Source organism: Nonomuraea cypriaca, assembly GCF_015645445.1.
In the GTDB taxonomy this organism is placed as follows: Bacteria; Actinomycetota; Actinomycetes; order Streptosporangiales; family Streptosporangiaceae; genus Nonomuraea; species Nonomuraea cypriaca.
The window spans coordinates 1-16,592 of sequence record NZ_JADOGI010000061.1 but is presented as its reverse complement, the minus strand read 5'-3'; the positions used below and the strand labels follow the sequence as shown (position 1 = coordinate 16,592).

18 protein-coding genes are annotated in these 16,592 nt (G+C 71.4%); 5 read left to right on the top strand and 13 right to left on the bottom strand.

The window, feature by feature from the left end:
* Window positions 1-295: 295 nt before the first annotated feature.
* Window positions 296-1,189 carry a siderophore-interacting protein gene (locus ITP53_RS21100; RefSeq protein WP_195897140.1) on the top strand — a complete coding sequence of 298 codons (894 nt, stop codon included), beginning with the start codon at window positions 296-298 and terminating at the stop codon, window positions 1,187-1,189.
* 25 nt (window positions 1,190-1,214) lie between these two features.
* Here ITP53_RS21100 and ITP53_RS21095 read toward each other — a convergent pair whose 3' ends face one another.
* A complete protein-coding gene (locus ITP53_RS21095; protein WP_195897139.1) occupies window positions 1,215-1,910 on the bottom strand; it encodes a hypothetical protein in 696 nt (231 codons plus the stop codon).
* A 125-nt stretch (window positions 1,911-2,035) separates the two neighbouring features.
* Between ITP53_RS21095 and ITP53_RS21090 the strand changes: the two genes are divergently transcribed.
* Both ITP53_RS21090 and ITP53_RS21085 read left to right on the top strand, forming a co-directional pair.
* Complete coding sequence (locus tag ITP53_RS21090) at window positions 2,036-2,629, top strand: TetR family transcriptional regulator (protein ID WP_195897138.1); 594 nt, start codon at window positions 2,036-2,038, stop codon at window positions 2,627-2,629.
* A 222-nt stretch (window positions 2,630-2,851) separates the two neighbouring features.
* Window positions 2,852-3,175, top strand: a complete 324-nt coding sequence (locus ITP53_RS21085) for an STAS domain-containing protein (protein WP_195897137.1) — start codon at window positions 2,852-2,854, stop codon at window positions 3,173-3,175.
* On the opposite strand, the gene ITP53_RS21080 is transcribed toward ITP53_RS21085, so the two are convergent.
* Window positions 3,147-3,767: a TetR/AcrR family transcriptional regulator gene (locus ITP53_RS21080; RefSeq protein ID WP_195897136.1), complete on the bottom strand. Its 621-nt coding sequence runs from the start codon at window positions 3,765-3,767 to the stop codon at window positions 3,147-3,149. The two genes, ITP53_RS21085 and ITP53_RS21080, sit on opposite strands and share 29 nt — an antisense overlap.
* 191 nt (window positions 3,768-3,958) lie before the next feature.
* Window positions 3,959-5,623 (bottom strand): ABC transporter ATP-binding protein, encoded by a 1,665-nt coding sequence (locus ITP53_RS21075; protein WP_236051035.1) that lies wholly within the window; start codon window positions 5,621-5,623, stop codon window positions 3,959-3,961.
* Between the two features lie 603 nt (window positions 5,624-6,226).
* On the opposite strand from ITP53_RS21075, the gene ITP53_RS21070 reads away from it, so the two are divergent.
* A complete protein-coding gene (locus tag ITP53_RS21070) occupies window positions 6,227-6,415 on the top strand; it encodes a hypothetical protein (RefSeq protein WP_195897134.1) in 189 nt (62 codons plus the stop codon).
* A 7-nt stretch (window positions 6,416-6,422) separates the two neighbouring features.
* Here the strand turns inward: ITP53_RS21070 and ITP53_RS21065 are convergent, their stop codons facing one another.
* The 7 genes from ITP53_RS21065 to ITP53_RS21030 all read right to left on the bottom strand — a co-directional run bounded on the left by ITP53_RS21065 (window position 6,423) and on the right by ITP53_RS21030 (window position 14,009).
* On the bottom strand, window positions 6,423-9,146 hold the full coding sequence (locus ITP53_RS21065; protein ID WP_195897133.1) for a DEAD/DEAH box helicase: 2,724 nt from the start codon (window positions 9,144-9,146) through the stop codon (window positions 6,423-6,425).
* Between the two features lie 158 nt (window positions 9,147-9,304).
* Window positions 9,305-10,204: a diacylglycerol/lipid kinase family protein gene (locus ITP53_RS21060; RefSeq protein ID WP_195897132.1), complete on the bottom strand. Its 900-nt coding sequence runs from the start codon at window positions 10,202-10,204 to the stop codon at window positions 9,305-9,307.
* A gap of 16 nt (window positions 10,205-10,220) precedes the next feature.
* On the bottom strand, window positions 10,221-11,081 hold the full coding sequence (gene tatC, locus ITP53_RS21055; RefSeq protein ID WP_195897131.1) for a twin-arginine translocase subunit TatC: 861 nt from the start codon (window positions 11,079-11,081) through the stop codon (window positions 10,221-10,223).
* Between the two features lie 31 nt (window positions 11,082-11,112).
* Entirely contained in the window at window positions 11,113-11,448 is a 336-nt protein-coding gene (tatA, locus tag ITP53_RS21050; RefSeq protein ID WP_195897130.1) for a Sec-independent protein translocase subunit TatA, read from the bottom strand.
* Between the two features lie 67 nt (window positions 11,449-11,515).
* Complete coding sequence (locus ITP53_RS21045) at window positions 11,516-11,671, bottom strand: hypothetical protein (RefSeq protein WP_195897129.1); 156 nt, start codon at window positions 11,669-11,671, stop codon at window positions 11,516-11,518.
* 249 nt (window positions 11,672-11,920) lie between these two features.
* On the bottom strand, window positions 11,921-13,042 hold the full coding sequence (locus ITP53_RS57745) for a helix-turn-helix transcriptional regulator (RefSeq protein ID WP_236051034.1): 1,122 nt from the start codon (window positions 13,040-13,042) through the stop codon (window positions 11,921-11,923).
* Between the two features lie 16 nt (window positions 13,043-13,058).
* On the bottom strand, window positions 13,059-14,009 hold the full coding sequence (locus tag ITP53_RS21030; RefSeq protein ID WP_195897128.1) for a helix-turn-helix transcriptional regulator: 951 nt from the start codon (window positions 14,007-14,009) through the stop codon (window positions 13,059-13,061).
* A 39-nt stretch (window positions 14,010-14,048) separates the two neighbouring features.
* On the opposite strand from ITP53_RS21030, the gene ITP53_RS21025 reads away from it, so the two are divergent.
* Window positions 14,049-15,116 carry a DUF3866 family protein gene (locus ITP53_RS21025; RefSeq protein WP_195897127.1) on the top strand — a complete coding sequence of 356 codons (1,068 nt, stop codon included), beginning with the start codon at window positions 14,049-14,051 and terminating at the stop codon, window positions 15,114-15,116.
* On the opposite strand, the gene ITP53_RS21020 is transcribed toward ITP53_RS21025, so the two are convergent.
* From ITP53_RS21020 to ITP53_RS21010, 3 genes are all read right to left on the bottom strand, one after another.
* The gene (locus tag ITP53_RS21020) at window positions 15,062-15,541 is read right to left on the bottom strand and encodes a DUF3291 domain-containing protein (protein ID WP_195897126.1); all 480 of its coding nucleotides are present in this window, start codon (window positions 15,539-15,541) and stop codon (window positions 15,062-15,064) included. The two genes, ITP53_RS21025 and ITP53_RS21020, sit on opposite strands and share 55 nt — an antisense overlap.
* A 16-nt stretch (window positions 15,542-15,557) precedes the next feature.
* Window positions 15,558-16,214: a helix-turn-helix transcriptional regulator gene (locus ITP53_RS21015; protein ID WP_195897125.1), complete on the bottom strand. Its 657-nt coding sequence runs from the start codon at window positions 16,212-16,214 to the stop codon at window positions 15,558-15,560.
* A partial coding sequence (locus tag ITP53_RS21010; RefSeq protein WP_195897124.1) for an FKBP-type peptidyl-prolyl cis-trans isomerase occupies window positions 16,211-16,592 on the bottom strand: 382 nt, incomplete at its 5' end. The genes ITP53_RS21015 and ITP53_RS21010, both read right to left, overlap by 4 nt.

The window sequence follows — 16,592 nt, the reverse complement described above, 5'->3', positions numbered from 1 at the left end:
CTGGACCGGCAGGCCATCGGCCTGCGACATGGTGTCCCCCCAGCGAGCACTCGTTCACATACATGGCTGCCATACGTGTGAGCGAACAAGCCACAACATAGGTAAGCGCTTTCCCACTGTCAATCAACCGTGAAACTTTCATCACAACCGCAGTTAGGGGCCGTGCGAACCCCTTCCGGCCTGCGCCTATCCGGAGAACCGCCACCGAGGGTGACATCGCGTGACATCGCCCCGCTGGTCATCACTCCAGGGATCGATTAGGTTAGGCTCACCTAATTAAGGAGGAGAGGTCGGGATGGTCGAGCCTTTTCGCATGTTCGACGTACGGGTGGACCGGCTCGAAAGGCTGAGCCCGTCATTCCTGCGGGTCACCTTCACCGGAGAGGATCTGCACTGTTTCGCCGACAACGGCTTCGACCAGCGGCTCAAGCTCATCCTCCCGCTCCCGGAGCACGGCATGGCGCACCTGCCCAGCGGTCCGGACTGGTACCTGAGGTGGCGGGAGCTCGACTCCGGCCGGCGCAACCCGATGCGTACGTACACCGTCAGGCTCGTCCGCCCCGAGGCCCGCGAGGTCGACGTCGACGTGGTCATGCACCCGGACGGCGGACCCGTCGCCCGGTGGGCCGAGCAGGTGCGGCCCGGAGACATCGCCGCGCTCTTCGGCCCCGACTCCGGCCACGACGGGCGGCACGGCGGCCTGGAGTTCCGCCCGCCGGCGGGCACCGGCTCGGTGCTGATCGCCGGGGACGAGACCGCCGTGCCCGCCATCTGCGCCATCCTCGAGCAGTTGCCCGCCGGCATGGGCGGCGAGGCCCTCATGGAGGTGCCGGGCGAGCACGACTTCCTCGACGTCAAGACGTCCTCCCCGATCACGGTGAGCTGGCTGGCCAGGAACGGCGGGGAGCGCGGCGCCCGGCTCGTCCCGGCCGTGCGGGCCGCCGCCGACCGGCTGCTGCCGCCGCTGCCTGTGCCGGAGTCGTTCGACGACGTGGACGTCGACGCGGACGAACTGTGGGAGGTGCCGCAGGAGACGGCGGCGCAGGAGCCGCTGTACGCGTGGCTGGCCGGGGAGGCGGGCGTGATCAAGACGCTGCGCCGGCACCTGGTCGCCGAGCGCGGGATGGACCGGCGTTCGGTGGCGTTCATGGGCTACTGGCGCCAGGGCCGCGCCGAAAACAGCGAGTGACGAATCCCGGACGATACGGACGTGCTCACGACGGCCCGGCCGCGAGCGCGCCCTCACGTTCCTCCGGTGTCGGGGGCCGTACCCAGGTGAGCCCGGGACCGTCGGCCGTGGCCATGCGGGTGACGACCTCGCGCAGCAGCGCCCGCGCCGGCGCGTCCGGCTGCTTCTCGCGGGCCTCCAGGTAACGGTCGAGCACCCTGGCCAGGTCGAGCATCATCGTGTTCGGCTGCTCCCCCGAGACGGTGACGTACGACGACCCGAGAACCTCGTCGCCGGCCCAGTCACCGCCGGGGCACACGCTCTCGCGCACGGCGCCGGCGAACCCGCCCCGGTCCATGCCGTCCACCTCGCCGGTCAGCCAGTCCCTGCGCAGGTGCAGGATCCCTGGCCGCTCGGCCGTGGCGAGCCGGTTCATCAGGGTCGCCACCGTGCCCTCCGGATCGTGCAGCGCGGCGTCCCCCCGGGTCGCGAAGCCGTCCGCGAGCAGGTACAGGGAGACCAGGCACGGCGGGTCGTACATCGTGAGCACTCCCCGCTCGATCCGGGGACCGTCCCCACGGTCATGGCAGGCCCGCAGGCCCTCCGCGAACGCCGGCCGCGCCTCCGCGCCCAACCCCAGGTCCCCCTCGACCTCGAACCCGTCGTCGGCCGGGTCGCGACGGAGCCACCAGGCCACCACGCCGACGGCGGCGGCGGCCAGCACTGCGACTGCGATCCACACGATGCGCTGCTTCCCCTCGTCTCTGACAGCGGTAGCGTAGTGTGATCTTTCACCAAAAATGCCCCTATTTCGCGAAAGCGCGTTCGCTGTCCGCGCACGCCCGCCCGGCTGACAGAATTGGGAATGTGACAGATGGCATCCTGACGGCCGAGCAGATCCTCGCGGCGGCTCAAGACGTCCTGCGCCGCTACGGTCCGGCCAAGGCCACGGTCGTCGACGTCGCGCGCGCGCTCGGAGTCAGCCACGGCAGCGTCTACCGCCATTTCCCCAGCAAGGCCGCGCTGCGCGAGGCGGTCACCCAGCGCTGGCTGGAGGAGTCGCGCGCCGCGCTGGACTCCGTCATGGCGAAGGACTCGCCCGCCGGCGAGCGCCTGCGCGAGTGGCTGGCCGCGCTGTTCGCGTCCAAGCGCGAGAAGGCCCTCGACGACCCCGAACTGTTCGCCACGTACACGGTGCTGGCCCGCGAGGACAGCGAGGTCGTCGACCGGCACGTCGCCGACCTGACCGGCCAGATCGAGCGGATCATCACCGCCGGCATCGAGCGCGGCGAGCTCACCGCGGCCGACCCCGCCACCGCCGCCCGCGCCGTGCTGCACGCCACGACCCGCTTCCACGACCCCGTGCACGCCGCCGAGTGGGTCACGCCCGGCATCGAGGAGGAGTTCGCCGCCGTCTGGGATCTCGTCCACCTCGGGCTGAAGCCGCGCTCCACGGGGTGACGATTATCCTCTGGTAATCGGAATTGTTTTCCTGAGGATTTCTCCTGTTCACCCGCCACAGTGGACCCGCGGGGCCGGACCTGTACACTCCATTCCGGAAGCAGACAGTCGCTCTCAGTGAGACACGCACGGACTAGGTTGGCATTCGGCGCCTTCGGCCGTGGGCGGGCCCCCGCGACCCGACCGGAAGATCCCGGCCCCTGACCCAGCGCGGAGCCGGACATGGACCCTCTCCATCTGACCACCCGCCGCCACCACGGGGCCCTGACCGTGTCCGTCTCGGGCGAGCTCGACATCGCCACCACCGAGTTGCTCCGGGGTCACCTGCTGGAGCTGCTGCAGGAGGCCGGTCGCGCGCGCCGTGGGCAGGTCACGGTCGTCGTCGACGTGAGCGGCCTGTCCTTCATCGACGCGGCCGGGCTGGGCATCCTCGTCGGCGTCCAGAACCAGGCCCTGCGCCAGCGCACGCCGCTACGGATCGCCGGCGTCCCGCCGGGCATGGCGCGGCTGCTGCGGATCACCGGGCTTGACGCCCGTCTCGCCTGACGGGCTCGGCCCGGCGGGCGGTGGCGCGCATCCCGTCGCAGACCACTTCGGCCATCCGCACCGCGCCGCCTCTGGCACGTGCCCGCCGCTCGGCCATCAGGCAGCCCCGCAGCAGGTCGCGTACGTCCGCCGCGGCCAGCTCCGGCCGTACCGCGCCGACCCGCTGAGCCCTGACTAGCAACCGGCCGAGCGCGCCCGCGAAGTCATCCTCCAGCGTGGAGCCCGGCCGGAACGGCAGACCCGCGCCGCTCTCCAGCATGTCGCACAGCGCCTGGTTGGCCGACGCCTGCTCGACCACCCGCGCGAACCAGCCGAAGAACGCCCGGCCCGCGTCCTCCGCCGTGGCCAGCGCGCGGGCGTCGGCCACGAACCGCTCGATCCGGCCCAGCAGCACGGCCTCGAACAGCGCCTCCTTGGTCGGGAAGTGCCGGTAGACGGTGCCGACTCCGAAGCCGGCCCGCCGGGCGATCTCGTCGAAGGAGATGGTCAGGCCGTCGCTGGCCAGGGCCTCCTGCGCGATCTGCAGGACCCGCTCGCGGTTGCGCCGGGCGTCTGCCCGCAGCGGCCTGGCCGGGCCGTGACCGTCGCCCATCCATGCACCTGCCTTCGACGTACGAAGCCCGGCCCTCCCGGGGCTAAGCGGAGAGGATTCTCCGATTCTAGCGATCACATGTCATGACATACACCCCTATTCGGGACGCCTTCACACAGCGGCACCCGCCCCCGGGTGGGGCGGGTGCCGCTCAGGCATCCCCTGCCGGGACGCTCGCCGCGGTACGCCGATCAGGGCGGACATCCCAGCCGGGACGATCGCCGCGGCGCGCCGACGACCTTGAGCCGGCTGCGTTCCTCCCTGCGCAACGGCTCCAGCTCGACCGTGCGGGCGCCCTCGGGCACGTGCCGCAGGTCGTGGGTGATGAGGATGGTCGTCCGCCCGCTCATGAGCCGGCCGAGCGGCTTCATGATCTGCGCGGCCGTGGCCTCGTCGAGGCCGGCCATCGGCTCATCGAGCACCAGCACGGGCGCGTCGCGCAGGATGGCCCTGGCGATCGCGATCCGCTGCCGCTGCCCGCCGGACAGGAGCCTGCCCCGCTGCCCCACCGGGGTGTCGTACCCCTGGGGCAGCATCTTGACGAAGTCGTGCACCCCGGCCGCCTCCGCCGCCCCGATCACCTCGTCCAGCGAGGCGTCCGGCCGGCCGTAGGCGATGTTGTCGCGTACCGATCCGGAGAACAGGAGCGTCTCCTGGTGCAGGACGGTGACGTTGGAGCGCAGCGACTCGCGCGTCAGGCCGCGGATGTCGGCGCCGTCCAGCAGGATGCGCCCCGCGGCCGGGTCGTAGAAGCGCAGCAGCAGCTTGGCCAGCGTGGACTTGCCCGCCCCGCTGGGCCCGGTGACGACGAGAAGTTCGCCGGGCTCCGCGGTGACGGACAGGTCGCGCAGCACCGGCCTGGCCCGGTTCGGGTAGGCGAAGCCGACCTGGTCGAACTCCACCCGGCCAGGGCCGCGCACGGCGGCCACCGCGTCCGGTGCGTCGGTCACGGCGGGCCTGGACCCCAGGATCTCGATGACCCGGTCGGACCCGGCGGCCGCCTCCGACACCGTCAGGGCCAGCTCCCCCAGGCTCTGGACGGCCGGGTAGAGCATGGCCAGGTACGCGGCGAAGGACAGCAGCCCGCCGATGGTCAGCCGGCCGGCGGCGATCTCCCAAGCGCCGAACCCCAGGATGACGATCAGGCAGACGGTCTCGATGACCTGGACGGCGGGACCGTACAGGCCGGACAGCCACGCCTGCGACATGTTGGCGCGCAGCCACGTCCACCCCTCCGCGTGCAGGCGCCGCGACTCGGCCGGCTGCCGGTTGTACGCCTGCACGAGCGGCTGGTTGGCCAGCCCCTCCTCCAGGACGCTGTTCATGGCGCCGTTGCTGGCCCGCTCCCGCGCCGCCGCGGTCCTGAACCGGCCGGCGAACGCCTTGGAGACCAGCAGGAACGCCGGGATCAGCGCCATCGTGACGAGGGCGAGGTCCCACCGGACGAAGAACGCCGCGCAGGCGAAGAACACCGCGCTGGCGGCGGTCGTGAGCGCCTTGACCAGCCCCGAGCCGACGAGTTCCTCGATGGCCTCGACGTCGTCGGTGAGCCGCGCCATCAGGTCGCCGAGCCGCCGGTTCTCCGAGAAGTCCGGCGCGAGCGTCTGCAGGTGGTCGAACACGCGGTCGCGCAGGGCCAGCAGGAAGCGTTCCGCGCCGAGGGCGGTGACGTACGACCCGGCGAAGGACGCCACGCCGGCGACCGCGGCGAGCCCGAGCCAGGTGAACGCGGGAGTCCAGAAGGCCGTCAGGTTCCGGGTGGCGAGCACCTCGTCCGTGATGTGACCGAACAGGCGGATCGCGGCGACCTCGCACAGCGCGGCCACGATGGCGAGCACCACACCGGCCGCGAACAATCGGCGCAGCCCGCGTGTGTCCGGCCAGAACTCGCGAAATGTCCGGCGAATGGAAATCGCCGGCGCGAGTTCACGGCCGGAGACAGGCAAGGAGAGCCGGCGGCCAGGCCGCCGGCTCTCACGGGGCTTATCTAGCACCCCCACCACCTACGGCGAACGCAGCAGCACCAGCACCGCCTGCGGCGCCGGCGACAGCCCCATCCCTGCTTGAACCCGATCTGAGTGAGCTGCGTGCTAGCCATGATTCCTCCCCCGTTGGCCGACACCATTCACAAATCGGACGCTAGCACCCGAATTCCGATAAAGCACGAGATATTCTTCGATTTAAAAGAGACTTGACCCGTGAATCCCCGCAGAAAAGGCGAATTCGGCCGCCCGCTAAAAGTGCTGTAAACGAGTAAAACCACTGGCGACGGCAAAGGAAGCGCCACGGATGCTTCTGAGAACTGGTTCCGAGAATACTTTTCAGGACCCGTCCGGCGGCGTCGTTCAATCGCAATTCGCAGTCAATTGAATACGCTCTGTAAACGAAGAGGCCAAAGGTGTAGGCGGCCCATACTTTGGTTCGATGGAATGATCCGCCGGGGTTGCGACGATCGTCGCATGGCGTTCTTCGGGGTACTCCTCATGATCCAGGGCTTCGGCGCCCTCGTCGCCGACCACTTCTTCGGCAGCAGTTTCGGCCTGCTGCACATCTGGCTCGACGGCGGCGCGCTGACCACCGCGAGCGTCGCCCTCGGCCTTTTGGGCCTGGTGGTCACGGTGCTCGGCGCGCGCGCCAAGGGCGACTAGCGGCCGGTCAGGTGAGCGAGGAGTAGGCCACCACGCCGCGCCGCATGGCGTCCATGGCCTTGCCCGCCGTCTGCCTGATCTTGCTGTCCTGCGGCGCGGCCATCCCGAGCTGGCCGAGCAGGTCCATCAGCTGCTTGATCCACCGTACGAAGTCACCGGCCGCCAACTCGTTGCCGTTGACCCCCTCCATGAGCACGGCGTCGAGGCTGTGCCCCCTGGTCCAGCGGAACGCCGCCCAGGCGAAGCCCAGATCGGGCTCCCTGATGGTGGACAGCCCGTGGTCGGACTCGATGCCCTCCAGCTCGCCCCACAGCCGCGTCATCGCCGTCAGCGCGTCCTGCGCGCGCCCGGCGGGGATCTTGGGGCGGCGGGCGTCGTCGGCGGCCCGCGACTCGAACACCAGCGCCGACACGCACGCCGCCAGCTCGGCCGGCTCCAGCTCCTCCCACAGGCCCGTGCGCAGGCACTCGGCGGTCAGCAGGTCCAGCTCGGTGTAGAGGCGCCCCAGGCGGCGCCCCTCGTCGGTGACCGTCTCGCCGTCGAGGTAGCCGAGCTGCTCCAGCACCGAGCAGATGCGGTCGAACGTACGCGAGATGACGTGCGAGCGGCCCTCCACCCGGCGGCGCAGCCCCTCGGTCTCGCGCAGCAGCTTGTAGTAGCGCTCGGCCCAGCGGGCGTGGTCCTCACGCTCGTCGCAGCCGTGGCACGGGTGCTGGCGGATGCGCCGGCGCAGCTCGTTGACCTCCTCGTCCTCCACCGCGTGGTCGCGCGCCCTGGCCGGCTTGCCCAGGTCACGGTCGCCGATCTTGGCGAGCAGCGTGGAGACGAGGTTGGCGCGCTCCTTGGGCGAGCGGCCGTTGAAGTTCTTCGGGATGCGCAGCTTCTCCAGGGGCTCGACAGGGACCGGGAAGTCGGCCGGGTCGAGCTTCTTGATCTGCTTGCCGATCGTCAGCACCAGCGGGGTGGGGCCGTGGCCGCGGGAGTTGCGGCCGGGGTCGAGCACGATCGCCAGGCCCGCCCGGCGGCCGCCGGGCACCCGGATGACGTCGCCGGGCTGCAGCGCCTCCAGCGACCGCGCCGCCGCGGCCCGCCGGGCGGCGCCCCGCTGCCTGGACAGCTCGGCCTCGCGGTCGGACAGGCGCCGCCGCAGCGCGGCGTATTCGGGGAAGTCGCCCAGGTGGCAGGTCATCGCCTCCTGGTAGCCCTCCAGGGCCTCCTCGTGCTTGCGCAGCTGCTTGGCCAGCCCCACGACCGCCCGGTCCGCCTGGAACTGCGCGAACGACTCCTCCAGCAGCGTCCGCGCCCGCTCCCTGCCGAACTGGCCGACCAGGTTGACCGCCATGTTGTAGGACGGCTGGAAACTGGATCGCAGCGGGTATGTACGGGTGCCTGCCAGGCCCGCCACCGACAGCGGGTCCATGCCGACCTGCCACAGCACCACGGCGTGACCCTCGATGTCGATGCCGCGCCGCCCGGCCCGCCCGGTCAGCTGGGTGTACTCGCCGGGCGTGAGGTCGGCGTGGGTCTCGCCGTTCCACTTGTCCAGCTTCTCGATCACCACGCTGCGGGCCGGCATGTTGATGCCGAGCGCCAGCGTCTCGGTGGCGAAGACCGCCTTGACCAGCCCGCGGGTGAACAGCTCCTCCACGACCTCCTTGAACGCCGGCAGCATGCCCGCGTGGTGGGCCGCCAGCCCCCGCTCCAGGCAGTCGCGCCACTCCAGGTAACCCAGCACCGCCAGGTCCTCGTCCGGCAGGTGCGCGGTGCGCTCGTCGACCAGTTGCCTGATCTCGTGCCGCTCGCGGTCCGTGGTGAGCCGGATGCCGGCGTACAGGCACTGCTGGACGGCGGCGGCGCACCCGGCGCGGGAGAAGATGAACGTGATCGCCGGCAGCAGTCCTTCGGCGTCCAGCTTCTCGATCACCTGCACCCGGTCCGGCGGGCGGGAACGCTGCGGCCTGCCGTAGCCGCGCCGGCCCCGCCCCGCCGTCAGCCGCTCGGCGTCGCGGGTCACCCGCATCAGCGTGGGGTTGATGCGCGGCGTCAGGTCGTCGGCCATGAACATGTCGTAGATGCGGTTGCCGACCATCATGTGCTGCCACAGCGGCACCGGCCGGTGCTCGTCGACGATCACCGTGGTGTCGCCGCGCACCTCGCCCAGCCACTCGCCGAACTCCTCGGCGTTGCTCACCGTCGCCGACAACGCCACCAGCCGGACCGACTCCGGCAGGTGGATGATCACCTCTTCCCAGACCGCGCCCCGGAACCGGTCGGCCAGGTAGTGCACCTCGTCCATGACCGCGAACCCCAGCCCGGCCAGCGTCGCCGAGCCGGCGTAGAGCATGTTGCGCAGCACCTCGGTGGTCATGACCACGATGGGGGCCTCGCCGTTGACGCTGTTGTCGCCGGTCAGCAGGCCGACCTTGGCGGTGCCGTAGCGCTTGACCAGGTCGTTGTACTTCTGGTTGGACAGCGCCTTGATGGGGGTGGTGTAGAAGCACTTGCGGCCCTGCTCCAGGGCCAGGTGGACGGCGAACTCGCCGACGACCGTCTTGCCCGACCCCGTGGGCGCCGCCACCAGGACGCCGTCCCCGGCCTCCAGGGCCCGGCAGGCGTCGAGTTGGAAGTCGTCCAGCGCGAAGTCGTAATGACCTCGGAACGACCTGAGAGCGGCCCCGTCGTCCCCGTGCTTCTGACGGAAGGCCGCGTAGCGTTCCGCTGGCGTTGTCATACCTGTCAGCCTACCGAAATCACCATTCCGGTCCGTCCCGCTCATCCGGCCCCCGCCTCCCGCGCCCACCGGGCGTCCGGGCGCCGCCCCGCCGCCTCCGGACGCCCGCCAGGCGGGGTGGAGTGCGACGACAGGCCGACGCCTTTACATTGTAGATTTCAGACGATGACCCGTAACGCCCCCGGCCGGACCTCGCACTCGACCGGCGCCGGCCCGATGCGTTCACCGTCGGCGTAGGCGACGACGCCGGCCGCCTCCAGCCGCACGCTGCGCACCCGCCGCACCGACACGGCGGGATGCGTCACGTGCGACCCCCGGTACACGCGGGGGAAGACCCGGACGAACTCGGCCTTGGACACGGCGTCCAGCACCACCACGTCCAGCAGCCCGTCGTCGGGGAGTGCGCCGGGGCAGACCCGCATGCCCGCGCCGTAGGAGCGGGTGTTGGCCACGGCCACCAGCATGACCTCCCGCTCCAGCACCTCGCCCCCGTCGAAGGTCACCCGGAACGGGATGGGCCGGAAGGAGCGTAACTCCTGCGCCGTGGCCACCAGGTAGCGGGCCATGCCGGGCGGCCAGGTACGCCGGTTGGCCCGTTCGTTGGCCCGTTCGTTGACCCGCGAGTCGAACCCGCAGCACACCACCCCGGCGAACAGCTCGTCCGCGGGCCCGGCCACGATGCGGGCCGCGTCGACGAGCCGCGACTTCATGCGCAGCACGGCGCGGGCCGCCGCGAGGGGGTCCGCGCACGGCACGCCCAGCGCGGCCGCGATGTCGTTGCCGGTCCCGGCGGGGATGATGCCGAGCGGCACGCCGGTGCCGGCCACGGCCTGCACGGCCAGGTGGACCAGGCCGTCGCCGCCGAAGGCCACGAGCGCGTCGGGACGTTCGGCCACGGCGGTGCAGGCACGTTCGAGGGCGTCGGTGGCGTCGTCGCCGACGATCATCGACAGCTCGGCCCCTCCCGCGCGCAGCCGCCGCGCCACGGGCTCGAGCATGCGCAGCGTACGGCCGCCGCGGGCGGCGGGGTTGACGAGCAGGGCGAGTTGTGGGGACACGCCCGGAACTTATCGCCTATCGGGTGGTATCGGAATCCTCTTCCAGAGGTGGTTCCTCCAGCGGCGAGGCCTCGTCGTCGGACAGGTCGCCGAACTCGCTCTGGGGTTGCCTCTTCTCCCGCAGATACATGATCAGCTCAGCCGCCAGGAACAGGATGATCATCGGCGCGGCCAGCGCCATCATGGCGATCGGCTCCCCGCCGGGCGTGACCACGGCGCCGAACACGAACATCAGGAAAATGATCAGCCGGCGGTGCTTGGAGACCGTTTCCCGTGGCAGCACACCGATGATGTTGAGGAACACCAGGAGCAACGGCAGCTCGAACGACACCCCGAAGATCAGCACCATGATCAGGACGTAGTCGAGATAGTCGTCGATCGCGATGGTCGCGACCGTGCCCTCGAGCGAGAAGCTCAGCAGGAACGCCAGGCTGGTGTCCATGATGAAGTACGCCAGCGCCGCGCCCAGCGCGAACAGCGGGATGGCCAGCCCCAGGAACGCCATCGTGTAGCGCTTCTCGGTGCGGTAGAGGGCCGGGGTGACGAACGCCCAGATCTGGTAGAGCCAGGCGGGCGACGAGACCACCAAGCCGACCATCAGCGAGACCTTCAACGTGATGAAGAACGACGAGAAGATCCCGGTGAAGGTGAGGCTGCACTCCCCGGTGAGCTGCCGCGACGCCCCGGTCGAGCAGTAGGGCTCCTTGAGCACCTCCCACACCGGACCGGAGACGATCCAGCCGATGATGAGGCCCACCACCACGGCGGCGAGCGCGACGAGCACCCGGTTGCGCAGCTCACGCAGGTGCTCCATGAGCGGCATCCGGCCTTCTGGGTCGGCATCCGGTTTGGGGCCCGACCGTTTCAGCAGCGCCATCTACCAGTCCAGGTGACGAGGGGGCGGGGGGTCAGACGCGCTTGTCGGCCTGGGAGGCGGCGCCGGCGCGCAGCCTGGCGGCCTGCTCCTCGAGCTGACGGGCCTGCTCCTCGGCGGACAAAGCCGGCGCGGGCGTGGCCGCGATCTGCTGCGGCGTCGGGGCCTGCTGCGGCGGGGCCTGCTCGGGCTGGGCCTGCACGACGGTCGGCTTGTCGTCGTCGTCATCGGCGGCCATCTTGCTGGTCTCCGCCTTGAAGATGCGCAAGGACCGTCCGACGCCACGGGCGAGATCCGGCAACTTCTTGGCACCGAAAAGGAGGACCAAGGCCACCAAGATCAGGATGATCTCCGGAGCTCCCAAGTTCATGTGACGTCCTTCATGGTGAGCGACATGCTGTCCTTAGCCACGATCGTACGCTGCCAGGGGCTCTGCCTCATCCCCTGAGGTCCTCTTTGTCCTTGAATTGCCGGTGAACTCGGGCGATTTGGCTGTTCAGCATCCTGGCCGCGATGACGACCCGGGCGCCCGCGACGCCGAGAACGATCAGCCCGGCGACGCCGAGCCCGACTGCCAACAGGTTTACCGCCATGGAAGGTGACCATAGCCGACCGTGCGTCCGCCCCGGACGCGCCCGCCGCCGAGCGGGCCCTTCCCGTCGCCGCCCACGTCAGGCACCGCGCTCCGACCTGCCGGCCGCCTGCCGGTGCTTGACGGTTTCTGTGCCGCACCGCAGCGTGTCGTGAGCCTGCTCACGTGACATGGTGCCGGTGAAACCGACGACGACCCCCTGACGGGTGACCGGGCCGATCAGTCGGCCCCCACCCCTCGCCGGTCCATGTCAGCCCCGTGGACGCTCCTCGGAGTACACGCTCAGGGCTCGCCCGGCTTCCCGCCTGACCTTGCCGGCCATCTCGGGCGGCGAGACGACCCGCCCGGTGTCGCCCAGCCGCAGCGCCAGCTTGAGTATCCAGTCCTCGTCGCGGGCCCGCAGCGCCACCCGCAGCCGGCCCTCGCCGAGCTCGGTGACCCGCTCGCACGGGTAGTACTCGGCCACCCACCGCCCGGCCGCGCTGACCTCCAGCTCGACCAGTTCGTCGGTCGGCGAGGGCCGGAAGACGCCCCGCGTGACGTCGATCGGCTCGGCCTCCTCTGGCGGGTCGGCGGCCACGTCGAGCACGTCCACGCCCAGCACGCGGTCGAGCCTGAACAGCCGCATGGCCTCGGCGCGGTAGCACCACCCCTCCAGGTACGCCCGCCCGTCGACGACCACGACCCGCATGGGGTCGACCTCGCGCGGCGTCACCTCGTCACGCCCGGGCACGTAGTAGCGCAGCGACAGCCGGCGCCCCCGCGTCAGCCCTTCGCGAACCCGCGGCAGCGCGTCGGGCGCGGCCTCCACGTCGACGGCGACCTGGCTGCTGACGGTGGCGGCGCCCTCCCCCGCCGCCCGCTCCAGCTTGGCCGTCACGCGCGCCAGCGCGTCACCGTGCACCTCGACGGCGTGCCCCTCGCCGACCGGCCCCCCGCTGACAGGCCCGTCGTTGACAGGCCCGTCGTTGACAGGCCCGTCGTTGACAGGCCCGTCGTTGACAGGCCCGTCGTTGACAGGCCCGTCGTTGACAGGCCCGTCGTTGACAGGCAGGGCCAGATCGGGGGTGGCGGCCAGCATGCGCAGCGCCACCAGCAGCGCGCTGGCCTCGTCGATGCCCAGCCGCAGCGGCCTGGCGATGGTGTCGGCGTTGTCGATGAGGATCTCGCCGCCGTCCCAGGACACGTCGATGAGGTCGCCAGGGGTGTGGCCGGGCAGCCCGCACATCCACACGAGCTGCAGGTCGTCGATGAGCTGCTTCTCGCTCAGCCCGAACACCGCCGCCACCTCGCCGACCTGCGCCCCCGGATGGGACATCAGGTACGGCACCAGCGCCAGCAGCCTCGGCAGCCGATCCGCTGACCCGCTCATGAAAGCACTCCCCCTGTCATGCCATGACCCCCTTCAGCCGGCGGATGACCGCCTCGCGCGCGTCCGGTGGCTCGACGACCTCGACGTCGGCGCCGAGGCTGGCCATCCAGCCCGCGAGCCGTTCTGGGTCGGAGAAGACCAGCTCGGCCTCGTCCCACCCGTCGGTGCCCGGGTGGACGGCCCTGGCGAGCTGCCGAACCCCCTCGCACGCTCCGTGGCGTACGCGGACGACGGCGACCCGTTCCTCCACCGTCTCGTCGGGGAAGCCGACCATGGCGCGCAGGTCGACCCCCTCGGGCACCTCGACCGCGCCGGCCTTGCCGACGGCGGTGACGTGCCCGGTGATGCGGCTGAGGCGGAAGGCCCGCGGCGCGTCGCGCCCCCGGTCGAACCCGGCGAGGTACCACCGGCCGCGGCGGCTGACCACGCCCCACGGCTCCACGGTGCGGCTGCGCACGCTCTCGCTGCCGGCGCCGCGGTAGTCGAAGCGCACCACCCGCCGGTCGCGCACGGCGTCCCACAGGGCCGGGAAGGCCGCGTCGCGGGTGTCGACGCGCAACTCGAGCGCGCCGGTGCCGACCGGCTGGTCGGTGGCCACGCCGCCGGCGCGCAGCTTCAGCAGCGCCCCGGAGGCGGCCTCGGCCAGGCTGGCGCGCTGCCACACCTGGGCGGCCAGGCCCAGCACGGCCGCCTCGTCGGCCTCCAGGGTGATCTCGGGCAGCTCGTACGACTCCCGCTCGATCCGGTAGCCCGGCTCGTCCTCCCAGGGATCGCGCACCACGTCGATGGGGATGCCGATCTCGCGCAACTCGTTCTTGTCCCGCTCGAACATCCGCTGGAACGCCTCGTCGCCGTCGCGATCGTAGCCGGGCACGGCCTGGCGGATCTGCTCGGCCGACAACGGGCGCCGCGTGGCGAGCAGGCAGATCACCAGATTGAGCAACCGTTCTGTCTTCCGGCGCGACATCTGCCCTCACTCCTCCTTCATCGACGCTAACCTGCCCCCGTGATCAGATGGCGCAAGGGCGAGGTTGTCCGGATCCGACGCGAGTGGCCGGGAGCGGTGGAGCTGGACGTCACCGTCCCCGAGGGGGAGTGCCGGGCGCTGGCGTATCCGCCGTTGGTGGGCCGCCCGGAACCTGGTGACGAGGTGCTGCTCAACACGACCGCGCTCGCGATGGGTCTCGGTACGGGAGGTTACGCCATGGTGGTGGCCGTCCCGAACCGTTTGCCGGAAGATCCCGTGGGTCCCGGGCACCTGGTGAAGGCCAGGTACACGCCGTTGCAGGCCACGGTGCTCGGCGCGGACGAGCAGGATTCCCCGCATCACGGGGAATTGCGCGAGGCGGACTCGCTGGACGGCATGCCGGTGATCGTGGCGGATCTGCACTCCGCGCTGCCGCCGATCCTGTGCGGGCTCTACGATCGCGCGCCTGGCGTGCGGGTGGCGTACGTGATGCTGGACGGCGGGGCGCTGCCGGCGTGGTTCTCGATGGCGGCGGCGCGGCTGCGCGAGATCGGATGGCTGGCGGGGGTGGTGACGGCCGGGCAGTCGTTCGGCGGTGACGTGGAGGTGGCGACCACCCACACCGGGCTGCTGGCGGCCAGGCACGTGCTGGGGGCCGACGTGGCGGTCGTCACGCAGGGGCCGGGCAACCTGGGCACGGGCACCCGATGGGGCTTCTCCGGCGTGTCGGCGGGCGAGGCGGTCAACGCGGCCGGGGTGCTGCTGGGCCGGCCTGTGGCGGCGCTGCGGGTCAGCGAGGGCGACCGGCGCGAGCGCCACTACGGCGTCTCGCACCACTCGCTGACCGCCTACGGCCGGGTCGCGCTGTCACCCGCCGACGTGCCGGTGCCCGAGCTGCCCGGCGAGTTCGGCGAGCGGGTCAGGGACCAGGCGGAGCTGCTGGCCGTACGGCATCGCCTGGTGCCGGTCCCGCTCGACGGCCTGCACGAGGCGCTCCGGCGCTCGCCGGTGCGGCTGTCGACGATGGGCCGCGGCCTGGAGGAGGACCTCGCCTACTTCCTGACCTCGGCGGCGGCGGGCAGGCTGGCGGCCTCGCTGCTGTCGTAGGAGTCCTTGAACGTGAACGCCTGCGGCCCCGGCCCCTCCGCCCGCAGGCGGTCCAGCCGCGCCATGCCCTCGGCCAGCGACGGGATGTACCCTTCGGGGATCCACCACATCACCATGTACGGCTCCGCCATGCGCAGGAACCACTCCCTGCGCCTGCGCAGCACGCCCAGGTGGACGCTGCGGTAGGCGTAGTTCCAGAGCGTGTCCAGCGACTCCCACACCGAGAAGTTGATCAGCAGGTGGTCGCCGTAGTCGTGGATCACCGTGGCGGCGGGGTCGGTCTCGCTCTCCTTGAGCCGCCACACGAACCCGGGCGCCGCGTCGGCGACGGCGTTGACGGGCTCCAGGAGGGCGACGAACTCGGCGAGTTCGGGGCTGTCGACGGGGGCGCGCATGTGGGCGACGTTGAGCTGGGCGAGATGCATGACGCTCAGCACACCATCAGGCGTCTTCTATGTCAATGCTTGTTTGTTTTAGAGTGACGCAGCACTCCCCCGGCCGCGGATCCAGCGCGGCCCTGGCCGGGTCGTCGCCCAGCCCTTCGAGCAGCCCCTGGCACAGGGCCAGGTTCATGGAGCACACCAGCAGCGGCTGCTCCACGGCCAGCACGTGGAACGGGCAGTTGCGCAGCCGCAGCGTCCCGCCCTCCGCGTACGGCTCGTAGCCGCGCCCGCCCAGCACGTGCTCGGCCCGCTCGCCGGAGTGGCGCCCGGCCAGGCGGGCGCCCGCGTCACGCGCCGCCACCTCGGCCTGCTCCTCGGCGCCGAGCAGGTCGACCACGCCGGCCAGGACGGAGGCGAGCGTGGCGTAGTCGCGCGGCGGCAGGCTCACCGACCGCTCGCGCACGGCCCTGCGGTAGACCTTGGCCGGCCGCCCGCTGCCCGGGCCCTTCTTCTCCTGCGGCCTGAAACCGCTCTCCAGCAGCCCGGCCTCGACGAGCTTGTCGAGGTGGTGCCCAGCCAGCGTCCTGGACACGCCCGCCGCCTCGGCCGCCTCCCCCCTGCCGACGTCGCCGCCGCGGGCCGTGACGACGGCGTACAGGCTGCGGCGGACGGGGTCGTGCAGCAGGGCCAGCGCATCGAGGTCTTCGCTACTCACAGCCGGAGTCTACGAAAGCCGCATGCCCTCCCGGTCAGATAGGCAGCGATGAGGTCCACGACGTAGACGAGCGTGTCGCCGCCCCTGATGCCGTGCGTGGGGTGGCCGGCGGCGCCGTACCCGTGGGGGGGCGGGACGATCATCAGGACGCGGCTGCCCGCCGGCACGCCCGCCAGCGCGGCGTCCCAGGCTTTGACCACGCTCCCGTCGCCCATGGTGAACGCCTTCGGGCGCGGCCAGGTGGTCTCGAAGACGCGGCGGTCGTTCCAGACGGCGGCCGTGTACTGGACGACCACGAGCTGACCCGCCCGCGCGGCCCGCCCACTGCCCCGGGCCAGCACCTTGACGGCGAACCCGGCCGGCGGCTCGCCCCACGGC

Bases quoted from the DNA above. Each gene is read 5' to 3' on its own strand.
- ITP53_RS21100 (WP_195897140.1), top strand. From the start codon at position 296: ATGGTCGAGCCTTTTCGCATGTTCGACGTACGGGTGGACCGGCTCGAA.
- ITP53_RS21085 (WP_195897137.1), top strand. From the start codon at position 2,852: ATGGACCCTCTCCATCTGACCACCCGCCGCCACCACGGGGCCCTGACC.
- ITP53_RS21080 (WP_195897136.1), bottom strand. From the start codon at position 3,767: ATGGGCGACGGTCACGGCCCGGCCAGGCCGCTGCGGGCAGACGCCCGG.
- ITP53_RS21070 (WP_195897134.1), top strand. From the start codon at position 6,227: ATGGCGTTCTTCGGGGTACTCCTCATGATCCAGGGCTTCGGCGCCCTC.
- ITP53_RS21065 (WP_195897133.1), bottom strand. From the start codon at position 9,146: ATGACAACGCCAGCGGAACGCTACGCGGCCTTCCGTCAGAAGCACGGG.
- tatC (WP_195897131.1), bottom strand. From the start codon at position 11,081: ATGGCGCTGCTGAAACGGTCGGGCCCCAAACCGGATGCCGACCCAGAA.
- tatA (WP_195897130.1), bottom strand. From the start codon at position 11,448: ATGAACTTGGGAGCTCCGGAGATCATCCTGATCTTGGTGGCCTTGGTC.
- ITP53_RS21045 (WP_195897129.1), bottom strand. From the start codon at position 11,671: ATGGCGGTAAACCTGTTGGCAGTCGGGCTCGGCGTCGCCGGGCTGATC.
- ITP53_RS57745 (WP_236051034.1), bottom strand. From the start codon at position 13,042: ATGAGCGGGTCAGCGGATCGGCTGCCGAGGCTGCTGGCGCTGGTGCCG.
- ITP53_RS21030 (WP_195897128.1), bottom strand. From the start codon at position 14,009: ATGTCGCGCCGGAAGACAGAACGGTTGCTCAATCTGGTGATCTGCCTG.
- ITP53_RS21020 (WP_195897126.1), bottom strand. From the start codon at position 15,541: ATGCATCTCGCCCAGCTCAACGTCGCCCACATGCGCGCCCCCGTCGAC.